The following is a 16,895-nucleotide window of genomic DNA, read 5'->3' as shown; positions in this document are numbered from 1 at the left end:
AGTCAATGCGGGGCGGTAAATTTTTGATATCGGGGGTCAGAATGTATGCTTTAACCCAGGGCCGGATCTTTACCGGTCACGAAATTCTTGATGACCATGCGCTTGTTGTCGCTAATGGCCTGATTGACCGCGTTTGTCCGATGGCCGAACTGCCGCCGGGAATAGAACAACGCTCATTGAATGGGGCCATTCTCTCCCCCGGTTTTATTGATGTGCAGTTAAACGGCTGCGGCGGCGTGCAGTTTAACGATACCGCAGAAGCCGTCAGCGTTGAAACGCTGGAAATTATGCAGAAAGCCAATGAAAAATCGGGCTGTACTAACTTTCTGCCAACGCTTATCACTACCAGCGACGAATTGATGAAACAGGGCATTCGCGTCATGCGCGAATACCTGGAAAAACATCCACACCAGGCGCTGGGTCTCCACCTGGAAGGCCCCTGGCTTAATCTGGTAAAAAAAGGCACCCATAATCCTGATTTCGTGCGTAAACCAGACGCTGCGCTGGTCGATTTCTTGTGCGATAATGCCGACGTCATCACCAAAGTTACACTCGCGCCGGAAATGGTGCCTGCCGACGTAATCGCTAAACTGGCGAATGCGGGCATTGTGGTTTCCGCAGGCCACTCCAACGCGACGTTAAAAGAGGCAAAAGCGGGCTTCCGCGCCGGGATTACCTTTGCGACTCACCTGTTTAATGCGATGCCGTACATTACAGGGCGTGAGCCGGGCCTTGCTGGCGCTGTTCTGGACGAAGCGGATATTTATTGCGGCGTTATCGCCGATGGTCTGCATGTCGACTACGCCAACATTCGCAATGCCAAACGCCTGAAAGGCGACAAACTTTGTCTGGTGACAGACGCCACCGCACCGGCGGGGGCCAATATTGAGCAGTTCATTTTCGCAGGTAAAACAATATACTACCGCAATGGACTGTGTGTGGATGAAAACGGTACGTTGAGCGGTTCGTCCTTAACCATGATTGAAGGCATACGTAACCTGGTCGCGCATTGCGGCATCGCGCTGGATGAAGTGCTGCGCATGGCAACGCTCTATCCGGCACGCGCTATCGGCGTTGATAAACATCTCGGTAGCATTGCGCCGGGTAAAGTCGCCAACCTGACCGCGTTCACCCACGATTTTAAAATTATCAAGACCATCGTTAATGGTGACGAGGTCGTTGACTTGAGTAAGTGAGAATATGACACCAGGCGGACAAGCTCAGATAGGTAACGTTGATCTCGTAAAACAGCTTAACAGCGCGGCCGTTTACCGCCTGATTGACCAGCATGGTCCTATCTCGCGCATACAAATTGCCGAGCAAAGCCAGCTTGCTCCCGCCAGCGTAACGAAAATTACGCGTCAACTCATTGAACGCGGGCTGATCAAAGAAGTCGATCAGCAGGCCTCTACCGGAGGCCGCCGCGCTATCTCTATCGTCACGGAAACCCGCAACTTCCATGCCATTGGCGTTCGCCTGGGTCGTCATGACACCACTTTAACGCTCTACGATCTGAGCAGTAAAGTGGTCTCTGAGGAGCATTATCCGCTGCCGGAGCGCACCCAGGAGACGCTGGAACACGCGCTGCTCAACACCATCGCCGTCTTTATTGATAGCTGTCAGCGTAAAATTCGTGAATTGATCGCTATCTCGGTGATCCTGCCAGGGCTTGTCGATCCGGAAAGCGGCGTGATTCGTTACATGCCGCACATTCAGGTTGAAAACTGGGGACTGGTCGAAGCGCTGGAAAAACGGTTTCACGTTACCTGTTTCGTGGGACACGATATTCGTAGCCTGGCGCTGGCGGAACACTACTTCGGCGCCAGTCAGGATTGCGAGGACTCGATTCTGGTGCGCGTCCATCGTGGTACAGGCGCCGGGATTATCTCCAACGGGCGCATCTTCATTGGCCGTAACGGCAACGTCGGCGAAATTGGGCACATTCAGGTGGAGCCGTTGGGCGAGCGCTGCCACTGCGGTAATTTCGGCTGTCTGGAAACCATTGCCGCCAATGTGGCGATTGAACAACGGGTGCTGAATTTACTTAAACAAGGGTATCAAAGCCGTGTTCCGCTTGACGACTGCACAATTAAAACCATCTGTAAGGCGGCAAACCGGGGCGACAGCCTGGCCTCGGAAGTCATTGAGCATGTTGGTCGCCATTTGGGCAAAACGATCGCCATTGCTATCAACCTGTTTAATCCGCAAAAAATCGTCATTGCCGGCGAGATCATTGAAGCCGATAAAGTCCTGTTGCCCGCTATCGAAAGCTGTATCAATACGCAGGCGTTAAAGGCATTTCGCAAAAATTTGCCGGTGGTACGCTCCACGCTGGATCACCGTTCTGCTATCGGCGCATTTGCCTTAGTTAAACGCGCCATGCTCAACGGAACATTGCTGCAACGTTTGCTGGAAAGTTGATGCGCTCTTATAGTATCGGATTATTCACAAATTCCCTGGGTAGTTCATGACCATCAAGAATGTAATCTGCGATATCGACGGCGTGCTGATGCACGACAACGTAGCCGTACCCGGTGCGGCGGAATTTCTGACGGGGATTCTGGAAAAAGGTCTGCCGCTGGTGCTGCTGACCAATTACCCGTCGCAAACCGGCCAGGATCTGGCGAACCGTTTTGCTACCGCTGGCGTTAACGTGCCGGACAGCGTGTTTTATACTTCAGCAATGGCGACAGCCGATTTTCTGCGCCGTCAGGAAGGTAAGAAAGCGTATGTCGTGGGCGAAGGCGCGCTTATTCACGAGCTCTATAAAGCGGGTTTTACCATTACCGATGTGAACCCTGATTTTGTCATCGTTGGAGAAACCCGCTCCTACAACTGGGACATGATGCATAAAGCAGCATTTTTCGTCGCCAATGGCGCGCGCTTTATCGCCACCAATCCGGATACCCACGGTCGCGGCTTTTATCCGGCCTGCGGCGCGTTGTGCGCAGGCATTGAAAAAATTTCCGGCCGGAAGCCGTTTTATGTCGGCAAACCCAGCCCGTGGATCATCCGCGCGGCGTTAAACAAAATGCAGGCGCACTCGGAAGAGACCGTTATCGTCGGCGACAACCTGCGCACCGACATTCTGGCGGGATTCCAGGCCGGTCTGGAGACCATTCTGGTGCTTTCAGGCGTATCAACAATCAATGATATTGACAGTATGCCGTTCCGCCCAAGCTGGATTTACCCTTCCGTCGCTGAGATCGACGTTATCTAAACCTGTCCCCTGCCTGATGACGCGCCGCTTTCAGGCCTACGGTTCGAACAACATTGTAGGTCTGATAAGCGAAACGCCATCAGGAAAAACATAATTCAATTAAACCACGATAAAACTGAAGATCCATCAATAAATCCACGCAATACGTAATCATTTTTCACTAATCAACAATGACGATTGCATTTTTCATTTTTCAGACCGTAATCCCCTTGCGCCTTCCACGCCTTTGCGGCATTTTTTAGTCAAGCAAACACAAAAAGTACGACGCAACAGATTAACGGAGAAGGCTATGTGTTCTATTTTCGGCGTATTCGATATCAAAACAGATGCAGCGGAACTGCGTAAAAAAGCCCTTGAACTGTCACGCCTGATGCGCCATCGCGGCCCGGACTGGTCCGGCATCTACGCTTGCGATAACGCGATTCTCGCACATGAACGCTTGTCGATTGTTGATGTTAACGCCGGCGCCCAGCCCCTGTATAACGCCAGAAAAACCCACGTACTGGCGGTGAACGGTGAAATTTATAACCATCAGACGTTACGCGCGGAGTATGGCGATCGTTACGCGTTCCAGACAGGCTCCGACTGCGAAGTTATCCTCGCGCTATATCAGGAAAAAGGGCCGGATTTCCTTGACGATTTACAGGGGATGTTCGCCTTCGCCCTGTATGACAGCGAAAAAGACGCTTATCTGATTGGTCGTGACCATATCGGTATTATTCCGCTCTACATGGGCTATGACGAATTCGGCAACTTCTACGTAGCGTCAGAAATGAAAGCGCTGACCCCGGTCTGCCGCACCATTAAAGAGTTCCCGGCGGGCAGCTACCTGTGGAGCAAAGACGGCGAAATTCGTCAGTACTATCAGCGCGACTGGTTCGATTACGATGCGGTAAAAGACAACGTTACCGACAAAAACGCGCTGCGCCAGGCGCTGGAAGAATCCGTGAAAAGCCACCTGATGTCCGACGTCCCTTACGGCGTGCTGCTCTCCGGCGGTCTGGACTCGTCGATTATCTCGGCTATCACCAAAAAATTCGCCGCCCGTCGCGTCGAAGATCAGGAGCGCTCCGAAGCCTGGTGGCCACAGTTGCACTCTTTTGCAGTCGGTCTGGAAGGTTCGCCTGACCTGAAGGCGGCCCAGGAAGTGGCTAACCACCTCGGCACCGTGCATCATGAAATTCACTTCACCGTGCAGGAAGGTCTTGATGCCATTCGTGATGTTATTTATCACATTGAAACCTATGACGTGACCACTATCCGCGCCTCAACGCCAATGTATCTGATGTCGCGTAAGATCAAAGCGATGGGCATCAAAATGGTGCTCTCCGGCGAAGGCTCCGATGAGGTGTTTGGCGGCTACCTGTACTTCCATAAAGCGCCGAACGCCAAAGAGTTACATGAAGAGACGGTTCGTAAGCTACAGGCGCTGCATATGTATGACTGCGCCCGCGCCAACAAAGCGATGTCCGCCTGGGGCGTGGAAGCGCGCGTACCGTTCCTGGATAAAAAATTCCTCGACGTGGCGATGCGTATCAACCCACAGGATAAAATGTGCGGCAACGGCAAGATGGAAAAACACGTGCTGCGCGAGTGCTTCGAGTCTTATCTGCCGGCAAGCGTCGCGTGGCGTCAGAAAGAGCAGTTCTCTGACGGCGTAGGCTACAGCTGGATTGATACGCTAAAAGAGGTGGCGGCGAAACAGATTTCCGATCAACAACTGGAAACCGCCCGCTTCCGCTTTCCATACAACACGCCGTCGTCTAAAGAGGCGTATCTGTACCGGGAAATTTTTGAAGAGCTGTTCCCGGTGCCGAGCGCGGCGGAATGCGTACCCGGCGGCCCGTCCGTGGCCTGTTCTTCCGCCAAAGCCATTGAGTGGGATGAAGCATTCAAAACGATGGATGACCCGTCAGGCCGCGCGGTCGGCGTGCATCAGTCGGCGTACCAGTAAATTAACGATGACGAAAGAGCCCTTAGGGGCTCTTTTTTTATAGCAAACCACTTTCGGAAAAACGATTAATAACCAATAATTGCCGAATATTGCGCCACGCTGTTCGCAACCTAACCAAACAGACACTTTCCGACGTTTTTCGATGAAAAAGAGGTTGACGCTTCAAGGCTCAATACGCATAATGCGCCCCGCAACGCCGATAAGGTAACGCGAAAAAAAAGATGGCTACGTAGCTCAGTTGGTTAGAGCACATCACTCATAATGATGGGGTCACAGGTTCGAATCCCGTCGTAGCCACCATCTTTTTTGCGGGAGTGGCGAAATTGGTAGACGCACCAGATTTAGGTTCTGGCGCCGCAAGGTGTGCGAGTTCAAGTCTCGCCTCCCGCACCATTCACCGATAAGCGTTGTACGGATGGGGTATCGCCAAGCGGTAAGGCACCGGTTTTTGATACCGGCATTCCCTGGTTCGAATCCAGGTACCCCAGCCATATTTCTTCGAGTTTGCGGTTCACCGCGACGGTATTGGGGTATCGCCAAGCGGTAAGGCACCGGTTTTTGATACCGGCATTCCCTGGTTCGAATCCAGGTACCCCAGCCATCGAAGAAATCATCTGGCTACGTAGCTCAGTTGGTTAGAGCACATCACTCATAATGATGGGGTCACAGGTTCGAATCCCGTCGTAGCCACCATATTCAGAACGCGTCGAGGTATCCGACCGGTTCGAAAATAATTTGTTGGGGTATCGCCAAGCGGTAAGGCACCGGATTCTGATTCCGGCATTCCGAGGTTCGAATCCTCGTACCCCAGCCAGTTTTAAAGACGCTCTGCTAATGAGCGCAAGAAGTACGACAATTGGGGTATCGCCAAGCGGTAAGGCACCGGATTCTGATTCCGGCATTCCGAGGTTCGAATCCTCGTACCCCAGCCACCTTTAAAAAGCTCGCTTCGGCGAGCTTTTTGCTTTTCTGGCAATTCGGACTGCCTGATGGCGCTACGCTTATTAGGCCTACGGGCGAATACAGGCCGGGTAAGGTATTACCGCCACCCGGCATAACACAAACTACAACCCCAACGCATACTTCAGCGCCTGACGTTTTAGCACGCCTGCGCGCTGCGCCGCCATCAGCCCCATATTGCGTAAAATACGCAGCGGCGGCAATTCATTGCTGAACCCGGCATAAAACAGATCCATTCCACTTTGCATCATAAAATTATCTGCCATGCGCCGCGTCTGATAGCGTTTCAACACCGAATGGCTGGCCCAGGACTCGCCATAGCTACGGGCACTCGCCAGCACATCAATCAACGCATCAACATCCCGATACCCCAGGTTGACGCCCTGCCCGGCCAGCGGATGAATGGTATGCGCCGCGTCGCCTACCAGCGCCAGCCCCGGTTGTACATACTGCAACGCGTGACGACGGGTTAGCGGAAACGCGCCCGCCGCGACCGGCATCACCGCCCCCAGACGCGCCGGAAAATGCTGGTTAATTTCCACCTGCAATTGCGTCATCGATAAACTCTGTAGCTGGCGAATACGTGCCGGAGCGTCATACCACACCAGCGACGCCCAATCGTCGAACAGCGGCAAAAAGGCGCGCGGCCCCGTCGGCGTAAACTGCTGCCAGGTGCTGTCGCCTGGCGCATTTTCACACTTGACGGTGATAAGCATACACGACTGCGCATATTGCCAGGCATGAATGCCAATTCCCGCCATTTGCCGAACCTGCGAATTCGCGCCGTCGGCGCCAATCACTAACTTCGGCGTTACCCATTCGCCGTCGGCCAGTTCCAGCGCATAACCATCGTGGCGGCGGTGCAATGCCGCCAGTGAAGCCGGAACGCGCAGCGTCACGCCGGGGTGCGCTTCCAGCGCCTGCCATAGCGCCTGTTGCAGGACGTTGTTCTCTACCATATAGCCTAACAGCGGCAGCTTGAGTTCAGCGGCGTCGAACACCACATGGGCGTTTTCCCACTCCCAGGTCTCCAGTCGCCGATAAGGATGGCTACGCATCCCCTGCACCGCCTCCCAAACGCCCAGCCCCTTGAGCAGCGCCACGGATGCCGCGCTAATGGCCGAAATCCGCACGTCAGGCTGGCTGTCAGCCACAAACGGCGCAGGCGCGGCATGTTCTATTACCATCACCGTAAATCCTTGCTGCGCCAGACCCAGCGCCAGCGCGCCGCCGACCATTCCCCCGCCGACAATGGCAATTTCCGTTGGTTGATTTGTCATGGTCATTCATCCTGTTACGTTTTAGACAAGTTTACAGGATTTTTTACCCATTAGGGCTGACGTCAGTCATACTGGTCACAACCGCGCCAAAGCATTACACTATGCGCCCTGCTTTTCAGCCACTATTTCGCAAGAGCAAGTCGATGACTAAAAAACTCCATATTAAAACCTGGGGCTGTCAGATGAACGAGTACGATTCATCGAAGATGGCCGATCTGCTGGACGCCACCCACGGCTATCAACTGACCGACGTGGCGGAAGAGGCGGATGTGCTGCTGTTGAATACCTGCTCAATCCGCGAGAAGGCTCAGGAAAAAGTCTTCCATCAATTAGGTCGCTGGAGACTGTTAAAAGAGAAAAATCCCGATCTGATTATCGGCGTCGGCGGCTGCGTGGCTTCCCAGGAAGGCGAGCACATTCGTCAACGCGCCCATTACGTCGACATTATTTTTGGCCCGCAAACCTTACACCGCCTACCGGAGATGATTAACTCCGTGCGTGGCGACCGCAGCCCGGTGGTCGATATCAGCTTCCCGGAAATCGAGAAGTTCGACCGTTTGCCGGAACCGCGCGCAGAAGGCCCGACCGCTTTCGTTTCTATCATGGAAGGCTGCAATAAATATTGTACTTACTGCGTGGTACCGTATACCCGCGGTGAAGAAGTCAGCCGTCCCTCAGACGATATCCTGTTCGAAATCGCCCAGTTAGCGGCGCAGGGCGTGCGTGAGGTCAACCTGCTGGGCCAGAACGTTAACGCCTGGCGCGGAGAAAACTACGACGGCACCACCGGCACCTTTGCCGATCTGCTGCGTCTGGTTGCCGCCATCGACGGCATTGACCGTATTCGCTTTACCACCAGCCATCCGATTGAGTTCACCGACGATATTATCGAGGTGTACCGCGATACGCCGGAGCTGGTCAGTTTCCTGCATCTGCCGGTACAGAGCGGTTCCGATCGCGTGTTGAATCTGATGGGGCGCACCCACACTGCGCTGGAATATAAAGCAATCATCCGTAAACTGCGCGCGGCGCGGCCGGACATTCAGATAAGCTCTGACTTTATCGTCGGTTTCCCAGGCGAAACTACCGATGATTTCGAAAAAACCATGAAGCTTATCGCCGACGTCAATTTTGATATGAGCTACAGCTTTATCTTCTCTGCGCGTCCGGGAACGCCGGCTGCCGATATGGTTGATGACGTACCGGAAGAAGAGAAAAAGCAGCGTCTGTATATTCTGCAAGAGCGTATCAATCAGCAGGCGATGGCATGGAGCCGCCGTATGCTCGGCACGACACAGCGCATTCTGGTGGAAGGCACGTCACGTAAAAACATTATGGAACTGTCTGGCCGTACCGAAAACAATCGGGTGGTGAACTTTGAAGGCACGCCGGAGATGATTGGTAAGTTTGTCGATGTGGAAATTACTGACGTCTATCCGAACTCCCTGCGCGGAAAAGTGGTGCGTACCGAAGATGAAATGGGGCTGCGCGTCGCCGAAACGCCGGAGTCCGTCATTGCCCGTACCCGTAAAGAAAATGAGCTGGGGGTAGGATTCTACCAGCCTTAATCCTGCTGGAAAGGCAATAATGCCCGATGGCGCTACGCCTGTCGGGCTTCCTGGTCATGGCCTGTCGCCCGACGGGCCTTGCAATTTTCTCTCTCCATCCCCATCTTCATTGCAATGCTTGCGCCTTTTCCCTATGGCGTGAATAATTTCCTTAGATGCCGGTAAATGTTCAGCGTCCGGCGATACAGACACAAGAGGAACAGTTTGAATATAGACACTCGCGAAATTACCCTTGAGCCCGCAGACAACGCCCGTCTGTTGAGCCTTTGCGGGCCGTTTGATGACAATATTAAACAGCTCGAACGTCGTCTCGGTATTGAAATCAACCGCCGTGACAATCACTTTAAACTGACCGGTCGTCCGATTTGCGTGACCGCGGCGACAGATATTTTGCGAAGTCTGTATGTCGATACCGCACCGATGCGCGGCCAGACTCAGGATATCGAACCGGAACAAATTCATCTGGCGATCAAAGAAGCGCGGGTGCTGGAACAGAGCGCGGAAAGCGTGCCTGACTATGGCAAAGCGATTAATATCAAAACCAAGCGCGGCGTGATTAAACCGCGTACCCCGAACCAGGCGCAGTACATCGCCAATATTCTCGATCATGATATTACCTTTGGCGTCGGCCCGGCGGGTACCGGTAAAACTTATCTTGCGGTCGCCGCTGCGGTAGACGCCCTTGAGCGCCAGGAGATTCGCCGTATTCTGCTGACCCGTCCGGCGGTGGAAGCGGGCGAAAAACTGGGCTTCCTGCCAGGCGATTTAAGTCAGAAAGTGGACCCGTACCTGCGTCCGCTGTATGACGCGCTGTTCGAAATGCTCGGCTTTGAAAAAGTCGAGAAGCTGATTGAACGCAATGTGATTGAAGTCGCGCCGCTGGCCTATATGCGCGGACGCACATTAAACGACGCCTTTATCATTCTGGATGAAAGCCAGAACACCACTATCGAACAGATGAAGATGTTCCTGACGCGTATCGGCTTTAACTCGAAAGCGGTGATCACCGGCGACGTGACGCAAATTGACCTGCCACGCAACACCAAATCCGGCTTACGTCATGCTATTGAAGTGCTGGCGGAAGTCGATGAAATCAGCTTTAACTTCTTCCACAGCGAAGACGTGGTGCGCCATCCGGTCGTTGCCCGCATTGTTAACGCCTATGAAGCCTGGGAAGAGGCAGAACAAAAACGCAAAGCGGCGTTGGCGGCAGAGCGTAAGCGTGAAGCCCAGGAGCAGGAGCAGAAATGAGCCAGGTGATCCTCGATTTACAGTTGGCCTGTGAAAACCACGCGGGCCTTCCGGATGAAGCTCAGTTTCAACGCTGGCTGGACGGCGTTATTCCGCAGTTTCAGGAAGAGGCGGAAGTCACAATCCGTCTGGTGGATGAGGCCGAAAGCCACGACCTTAATTTAACGTACCGCGGGAAAGATAAACCCACTAATGTTCTCTCCTTCCCGTTTGAAGCGCCCCCCGGCATTGAAATGCCGCTACTGGGCGATCTGATTATTTGCCGTCAGGTCGTGGAGCAGGAAGCGCAGGAACAGAGCAAGCCGCTGGAGGCGCACTGGGCGCACATGGTCGTGCACGGTAGCCTGCATTTGCTGGGTTACGATCATATCGACGATGACGAAGCGGAAGAGATGGAGTCTCTCGAAACGGAGATTATGCTTGCTATGGGCTATGAGGATCCGTACATTGCCGAGAAGATTGCAGAATAGTAGCTTGCCGGATGGCGGCGCTTGCGCCTTATCCGGCCTACATTCATGCCTTTTGTAGGCCTGATAAGCGTAGCGCCATCAGGCAAAACATGCCGTCACAGCTGAGTATACGCATGACGAGCTTTGTATTAACTAACATGAGAACCCATACGACGCCATGAGCGACGACAATTCACACAGTAGTGACACAGTAAACAGTAAAAAGGGATTTTTTTCCCTGCTACTCAGCCAGCTTTTCCACGGGGAACCTAAAAACCGTGATGAGTTGCTGGCGCTGATCCGTGATTCCGGGCAGAACGAGCTTATCGATGAAGATACGCGCGATATGCTCGAAGGCGTAATGGACATCGCCGACCAGCGCGTTCGCGATATTATGATCCCGCGCTCCCAGATGATTACCCTGAAACGCAACCAGACGCTGGACGAATGTCTCGATGTTATCATCGAGTCCGCCCACTCGCGTTTTCCGGTGATCAGCGAAGATAAAGATCACATTGAAGGGATTCTGATGGCCAAAGATTTGCTGCCGTTTATGCGCAGCGATGCCGAAGCCTTCAGCATGGACAAAGTGTTACGCCCCGCGGTTGTCGTACCGGAAAGCAAACGGGTTGACCGTATGCTCAAGGAGTTCCGCTCCCAGCGCTACCATATGGCCATCGTTATCGATGAGTTTGGCGGCGTTTCCGGCCTTGTGACTATCGAAGACATCCTCGAACTGATTGTCGGTGAAATTGAAGATGAGTATGACGAAGAAGACGATATCGACTTCCGTCAGCTTAGCCGCCATACCTGGACGATTCGTGCGCTGGCGTCGATTGAAGACTTCAACGACGCTTTCGGCACCCACTTCAGCGATGAAGAGGTCGATACCATCGGCGGGCTGGTGATGCAGGCGTTCGGCCATTTACCGGCCCGCGGCGAAACCATTGACATTGATGGTTACCAGTTCAAAGTGGCGATGGCCGATAGTCGTCGTATTATTCAGGTGCATGTCAGGATCCCGGATGACTCGCCCCAGCCAAAACTGGACGAATAACAGCAATAGTGGACTAAAAATGGCATTTGCCTCGTTAATTGAACGCCAGCGTATTCGCCTGCTGCTGGCGTTATTATTCGGCGCCTGCGGAACACTGGCTTTCTCTCCGTATGACGTCTGGCCCGCAGCGATAGTGTCGCTTATCGGGCTGCAGGCCTTAACGTTTAATCGCCGCCCGCTCCAGTCTGCCGCCATCGGCTATTGCTGGGGACTCGGACTTTTCGGTAGCGGGATTAACTGGGTTTATGTCAGTATCGCGCAGTTTGGCGGCATGCCGGGCCCGGTTAACGTTTTTCTGGTGGTGCTGCTTGCAGCTTATCTCTCGCTGTATACCGGACTGTTTGCCGGGATTTTGTCGCGCCTGTGGCCAAAAACCAACTGGCTGCGCGTCGCTATCGCCGCGCCTGCAGTATGGCAAATCACCGAATTTTTACGCGGCTGGGTGCTGACCGGCTTCCCCTGGCTGCAATTTGGCTATAGTCAGGTCGATGGCCCGCTAAAAGGCCTGGCGCCGGTAATGGGCGTCGAAGCGATCAACTTCCTGCTGATGATGGTCAGCGGCCTGTTAGCGCTGGCACTGGCGACACGGAACTGGCGTCCGCTGGCTGTCGCCGTGATTCTGTTTGCTTTGCCCTTTCCGCTACGTTATATCCAGTGGTTTACGCTGGAACCGGCCAAAGCGACCCAGGTATCGCTGGTGCAGGGCGATATCCCGCAGTCGCTGAAGTGGGACGAAAACCAGCTACTGAATACGCTAAAAATTTATCTCAACGAAACTCGCCCAGAGTTAGGCAAATCACAGATTATTATCTGGCCTGAGTCGGCGATTCCGGATCTCGAAATCAATCAGCAGCCTTTCCTTCGTTCGCTGGACGAGATGTTACGCGAAAAAAATAGCACGCTGATCACCGGTATTGTCGATGCGCGTCTCAATAAACAGAATCGATACGACACCTACAATACGATTATTACGTTGGGCAAGGATAATCCATACAGTTATGACTCGCCCAATCGCTACAATAAAAATCACCTTGTGCCCTTTGGCGAGTTCGTTCCGCTGGAGTCTATCCTGCGTCCGCTGGCGCCGTTCTTCGATCTGCCCATGTCCTCCTTTAGCCGCGGCCCTTATATCCAGCCGCAGTTACATGCGCACGACTATAAGCTGACGGCGGCAATCTGCTATGAAATTATTCTTGGCGAACAGGTGCGGGATAACTTCCGCCCGGACACCGACTATCTGCTGACGATTTCTAACGACGCCTGGTTTGGTAAGTCCATTGGCCCGTGGCAACATTTCCAGATGGCGCGGATGCGTTCGCTGGAGCTGGCGCGTCCGTTGCTGCGCAGTACTAATAACGGTATTACGGCGGTGATTGGCCCTCAGGGCGAGGTTCAGGCGATGATTCCGCAGTTCACACGCCAGGTACTGACCACCAATGTCACGCCAACCACGGGGTTAACTCCCTATGCCCGTACCGGCAACTGGCCGCTATGGGTACTGACCGCGCTGTTTGCTTTTGGCGCGGTAGTGATGAGTCTGCGACAACGACGGAAATAATCTCTCCCCAGGCCGGATAGCGCTTCATTTATCCGGCCTGAAAATCCTCCTTTTTCCCCCATTCTGGCACGTCTATTGCTTTGTTAAACATGGCAAACCTGTTCTGGCTGCTTGTGCAACCTGGTCGCACCAAAATCGATCATCGGTAGCACCTGAACGGTGCAATGTAGGATTTTTGCCTCTGAACGGTGCGGCGCACTTCGCAAAAATAAACAATATCGCAGCAAAATATTTACAACAAGCCACACTAAATGTTAACAAACACACATAACACTGCACGCGCAAGTTGCAGGCAATAACAACATCACAATAGCTATCAATGCGTCGACGGCGCAGATGATAAAGGAGTTGGATATGCAATTACGTAAGCTAACCACAGCAATGCTGGTCATGGGACTGTCTGCGGGCCTTGCGCACGCAGAAGATGGCGCGCCTGCCGCTGGTAGCACCCTGGACAAGATCGCTAAAAATGGCGTGATCGTCGTCGGGCATCGCGAATCTTCTGTGCCCTTTTCTTATTACGACAACCAGCAGAAAGTGGTCGGCTATTCCCAGGACTACTCCAACGCCATTGTGGAAGCGGTAAAAAAGAAACTTAACAAGCCGGATCTGCAGGTGAAGCTGATTCCGATCACCTCGCAAAACCGTATTCCGCTGTTGCAAAACGGAACCTTCGATTTTGAATGTGGTTCAACGACTAACAACCTTGAGCGCCAGAAACAGGCCGCCTTCTCCGATACGATTTTCGTCGTCGGGACGCGACTGCTGACTAAAAAAGGCGGCGATATTAAAGATTTCCCGGATCTGAAAGGCAAAGCGGTCGTCGTCACCTCCGGGACGACCTCTGAAATTCTGCTGCATAAGCTTAACGAAGAGCAAAAGATGGGGATGCGTATTATTAGCGCGAAAGACCACGGAGACTCGTTCCGCACCCTGGAAAGCGGTCGCGCCGTCGCCTTTATGATGGATGACGCGCTGCTGGCCGGCGAGCGCGCCAAAGCCAAGAAACCGGATAACTGGGAGATTGTCGGTAAACCGCAGTCCCAGGAAGCCTACGGCTGTATGCTGCGTAAAAACGACCCTGAGTTTAAAAAGCTGATGGACGATACCATCGCCCAGGCGCAAACCTCCGGCGAAGCGGAAAAGTGGTTTGATAAGTGGTTTAAAAATCCAATCCCACCGAAAAACCTGAACATGAATTTTGAGTTGTCTGACGAGATGAAAGCCCTGTTCAAAGCACCGAATGATAAAGCGCTTAACTAACTAAAACTAAATGGGACGGGACTCCTGTCCTCTCGATTGTCGCTCAGCACGGACAGACTATAAGCCTGATGGTCGTTCCCCCTCGGGCCTGAAACCGCAAATCGCCGGGCAACAATCTTCGAGGGTAGCACTGCTACCCTTTTTTTTCGGAGTAGATGTATGTCAATAGACTGGAACTGGGGTATTTTTTTACAGGAAGCCCCCTTCGGCAATACCACCTATCTCGGCTGGCTATGGAGTGGTTTTCAGGTCACCGTAGCCCTTTCGATTACCGCCTGGATTATCGCTTTCCTGGTAGGATCTATTTTCGGCATTTTACGTACCGTTCCCAACCGTTTCCTCTCCGGACTGGGCACATTGTACGTAGAACTGTTCCGTAACGTGCCGCTGATCGTGCAATTCTTCACCTGGTACCTGGTGGTGCCTGAACTGTTGCCGGAAGATCTTGGCATGTGGTTTAAGGCGGAACTCGATCCCAATATTCAGTTTTTCCTCTCCTCAATGATCTGTCTGGGACTGTTTACCGCCGCCCGCGTTTGCGAACAGGTGCGCGCCGCGATTCAGTCTCTGCCTCGCGGGCAGAAGAACGCGGCGCTGGCGATGGGGCTAACGCTGCCGCAGGCTTATCGCTATGTCCTGCTGCCGAATGCCTATCGCGTTATCGTGCCGCCAATGACGTCAGAGATGATGAACCTGGTGAAAAACTCGGCTATTGCCTCAACCATCGGTCTGGTGGATATGGCGGCGCAGGCAGGCAAACTGTTGGATTACTCGGCGCACGCCTGGGAATCCTTCACCGCCATTACGCTGGCCTATGTGCTGATTAACGCCGTTATCATGCTGGTCATGAGCCTGGTTGAACGCAAAGTCCGCCTGCCGGGCAACGTGGGGAGCAAATAATGTACGAATTTGACTGGAGTTCGATTATCCCCTCACTGCCTTACCTGCTGGCCGGGTTGGTCATCACGCTGAAGATCACCGTCACCGCCGTTGTCGTGGGGATAGTCTGGGGAACCATTCTGGCCGTCATGCGCCTCTCAAGCTTTACCCCTATCGCCTGGTTTGCTAAAGCGTATGTTAACGTTTTCCGTTCCATCCCGTTGGTCATGGTCTTGCTGTGGTTCTATCTGATTGTCCCCGGCTTTTTGCAAAACGTGCTGGGACTATCGCCGAAAACCGATATCCGCCTGATCTCCGCGATGGTGGCATTCTCCATGTTTGAAGCGGCCTACTATTCCGAGATTATTCGCGCCGGTATTCAAAGTATTTCCCGCGGGCAGTCCAGCGCCGCGCTGGCGCTGGGGATGACCCACTGGCAATCGATGAAGCTCATTATTCTGCCGCAGGCGTTTCGGGCGATGGTACCGCTGTTGCTTACACAGGGCATCGTGCTATTTCAGGACACCTCTTTAGTTTATGTACTCAGCCTGGCGGACTTCTTCCGCACCGCGTCGACTATCGGCGAGCGTGACGGTACTCAGGTCGAAATGATTCTGTTCGCCGGCGCCGTTTATTTTGTTATCAGCCTGAGCGCGTCGTTGCTGGTCAGCTATTTGAAGAAAAGGACAGTTTAATGATTACCCTGAAAAATGTTTCAAAATGGTATGGTCACTTTCAGGTGCTGACCGATTGTTCAACAGAAGTGAAAAAAGGTGAAGTGGTGGTAGTCTGCGGGCCATCGGGTTCCGGTAAATCCACGCTAATTAAGACCGTCAACGGTCTGGAACCGGTGCAAAAAGGCGAAATTACCGTTAACGGCATTATTGTGAACGACAAAAAAACCGATCTGGCGAAACTGCGTTCCCGCGTGGGCATGGTATTCCAGCACTTCGAGCTATTCCCCCACCTGTCGATCATCGAAAACCTGACGCTGGCGCAGGTGAAAGTGCTGAAACGCGATAAAGCCGCCGCCCGCGATAAAGGCCTGAAGCTGCTGGAGCGCGTTGGTCTGTCTGCACATGCCAACAAGTTCCCGGCGCAGCTTTCCGGCGGTCAGCAGCAGCGTGTCGCCATCGCCCGTGCGCTATGTATGGACCCCATTGCCATGTTATTCGATGAACCGACTTCCGCACTCGATCCGGAAATGATCAACGAGGTACTGGACGTGATGGTCGAACTGGCGAACGAAGGGATGACCATGATGGTGGTGACGCACGAAATGGGCTTTGCCCGTAAAGTGGCTAACCGGGTGATCTTTATGGATGAAGGTAAAATCGTCGAAGATTCGCCAAAAGAGGAGTTCTTCGCTAACCCCAGTTCCGATCGCGCAAAAGACTTCCTTGCGAAAATCCTGCACTAATCTTCCCGGCGCGCACGTCAGAGTGCGCGCTATCTC

14 protein-coding genes and 7 tRNA genes are annotated in these 16,895 nt (G+C 53.4%); 20 read left to right on the top strand and 1 reads right to left on the bottom strand.

Annotated features, from left to right (window positions below):
* The first annotated feature begins 41 nt into the window (after positions 1-41).
* From nagA to J4645_RS02085, 11 genes are all read left to right on the top strand, one after another.
* Complete coding sequence (gene nagA / locus J4645_RS02135; RefSeq protein ID WP_001528982.1) at positions 42-1,196, top strand: N-acetylglucosamine-6-phosphate deacetylase; 1,155 nt, start codon at positions 42-44, stop codon at positions 1,194-1,196.
* A 4-nt stretch (positions 1,197-1,200) separates the two neighbouring features.
* Entirely contained in the window at positions 1,201-2,421 is a 1,221-nt protein-coding gene (locus J4645_RS02130; protein ID WP_001529052.1) for an N-acetylglucosamine repressor, read from the top strand.
* A gap of 46 nt (positions 2,422-2,467) precedes the next feature.
* Positions 2,468-3,220 carry a ribonucleotide monophosphatase NagD gene (gene nagD, locus J4645_RS02125; RefSeq protein ID WP_000153143.1) on the top strand — a complete coding sequence of 251 codons (753 nt, stop codon included), beginning with the start codon at positions 2,468-2,470 and terminating at the stop codon, positions 3,218-3,220.
* Between the two features lie 289 nt (positions 3,221-3,509).
* A complete protein-coding gene (gene asnB / locus J4645_RS02120) occupies positions 3,510-5,174 on the top strand; it encodes an asparagine synthase B (RefSeq protein WP_000337032.1) in 1,665 nt (554 codons plus the stop codon).
* A 223-nt stretch (positions 5,175-5,397) separates the two neighbouring features.
* Positions 5,398-5,474: transfer RNA gene (locus tag J4645_RS02115), tRNA-Met, on the top strand.
* Positions 5,475-5,482: 8 nt separating this feature from the next.
* Positions 5,483-5,567 (top strand) — tRNA-Leu (locus J4645_RS02110).
* A 23-nt stretch (positions 5,568-5,590) separates the two neighbouring features.
* A tRNA-Gln gene (locus tag J4645_RS02105) sits at positions 5,591-5,665 on the top strand.
* A 35-nt stretch (positions 5,666-5,700) separates the two neighbouring features.
* Positions 5,701-5,775: transfer RNA gene (locus J4645_RS02100), tRNA-Gln, on the top strand.
* A gap of 15 nt (positions 5,776-5,790) precedes the next feature.
* Positions 5,791-5,867: transfer RNA gene (locus tag J4645_RS02095), tRNA-Met, on the top strand.
* A gap of 46 nt (positions 5,868-5,913) precedes the next feature.
* Positions 5,914-5,988 (top strand) — tRNA-Gln (locus J4645_RS02090).
* Between the two features lie 43 nt (positions 5,989-6,031).
* A tRNA-Gln gene (locus tag J4645_RS02085) sits at positions 6,032-6,106 on the top strand.
* A 132-nt stretch (positions 6,107-6,238) separates the two neighbouring features.
* Here the strand turns inward: J4645_RS02085 and ubiF are convergent.
* On the bottom strand, positions 6,239-7,414 hold the full coding sequence (ubiF, locus tag J4645_RS02080; protein ID WP_000184627.1) for a 3-demethoxyubiquinol 3-hydroxylase: 1,176 nt from the start codon (positions 7,412-7,414) through the stop codon (positions 6,239-6,241).
* A 143-nt stretch (positions 7,415-7,557) separates the two neighbouring features.
* Between ubiF and miaB the strand changes: the two genes are divergently transcribed.
* From miaB to gltL, 9 genes are all read left to right on the top strand, one after another.
* Positions 7,558-8,982, top strand: coding sequence for a tRNA (N6-isopentenyl adenosine(37)-C2)-methylthiotransferase MiaB (gene miaB, locus J4645_RS02075; RefSeq protein WP_001519200.1), 1,425 nt, complete (start codon positions 7,558-7,560; stop codon positions 8,980-8,982).
* Between the two features lie 204 nt (positions 8,983-9,186).
* Positions 9,187-10,233, top strand: coding sequence for a PhoH family protein (locus J4645_RS02070; protein WP_001018045.1), 1,047 nt, complete (start codon positions 9,187-9,189; stop codon positions 10,231-10,233).
* Positions 10,230-10,703 (top strand): rRNA maturation RNase YbeY, encoded by a 474-nt coding sequence (ybeY, locus tag J4645_RS02065; RefSeq protein ID WP_000084477.1) that lies wholly within the window; start codon positions 10,230-10,232, stop codon positions 10,701-10,703. Before J4645_RS02070 ends, ybeY begins: the two co-directional genes overlap by 4 nt.
* A 157-nt stretch (positions 10,704-10,860) precedes the next feature.
* Complete coding sequence (gene corC, locus J4645_RS02060; protein ID WP_001278612.1) at positions 10,861-11,739, top strand: CNNM family magnesium/cobalt transport protein CorC; 879 nt, start codon at positions 10,861-10,863, stop codon at positions 11,737-11,739.
* Positions 11,740-11,758: 19 nt separating this feature from the next.
* Positions 11,759-13,297: an apolipoprotein N-acyltransferase gene (gene lnt / locus J4645_RS02055; protein ID WP_023215220.1), complete on the top strand. Its 1,539-nt coding sequence runs from the start codon at positions 11,759-11,761 to the stop codon at positions 13,295-13,297.
* Positions 13,298-13,651: 354 nt separating this feature from the next.
* Positions 13,652-14,560, top strand: a complete 909-nt coding sequence (locus J4645_RS02050) for an amino acid ABC transporter substrate-binding protein (RefSeq protein WP_001518176.1) — start codon at positions 13,652-13,654, stop codon at positions 14,558-14,560.
* 159 nt (positions 14,561-14,719) lie between these two features.
* Positions 14,720-15,460, top strand: coding sequence for a glutamate/aspartate ABC transporter permease GltJ (gene gltJ, locus J4645_RS02045; RefSeq protein WP_000020930.1), 741 nt, complete (start codon positions 14,720-14,722; stop codon positions 15,458-15,460).
* Positions 15,460-16,134 carry a glutamate/aspartate ABC transporter permease GltK gene (gene gltK / locus J4645_RS02040; protein WP_000272802.1) on the top strand — a complete coding sequence of 225 codons (675 nt, stop codon included), beginning with the start codon at positions 15,460-15,462 and terminating at the stop codon, positions 16,132-16,134. Before gltJ ends, gltK begins: the two co-directional genes overlap by 1 nt.
* Positions 16,134-16,859, top strand: a complete 726-nt coding sequence (gene gltL / locus J4645_RS02035) for a glutamate/aspartate ABC transporter ATP-binding protein GltL (protein ID WP_000631369.1) — start codon at positions 16,134-16,136, stop codon at positions 16,857-16,859. Before gltK ends, gltL begins: the two co-directional genes overlap by 1 nt.
* The last annotated feature ends 36 nt before the right edge of the window (positions 16,860-16,895 follow it).

The sequence above is a fragment of the Salmonella sp. 32082101201600294FB01SM01 genome (assembly GCF_017572865.1).
GTDB classification, from domain to species: domain Bacteria; phylum Pseudomonadota; class Gammaproteobacteria; order Enterobacterales; family Enterobacteriaceae; genus Salmonella; species Salmonella enterica.
The sequence above is the reverse complement of the archived record's forward strand: the minus strand, read 5'-3'. Positions and strand labels throughout refer to the sequence as shown.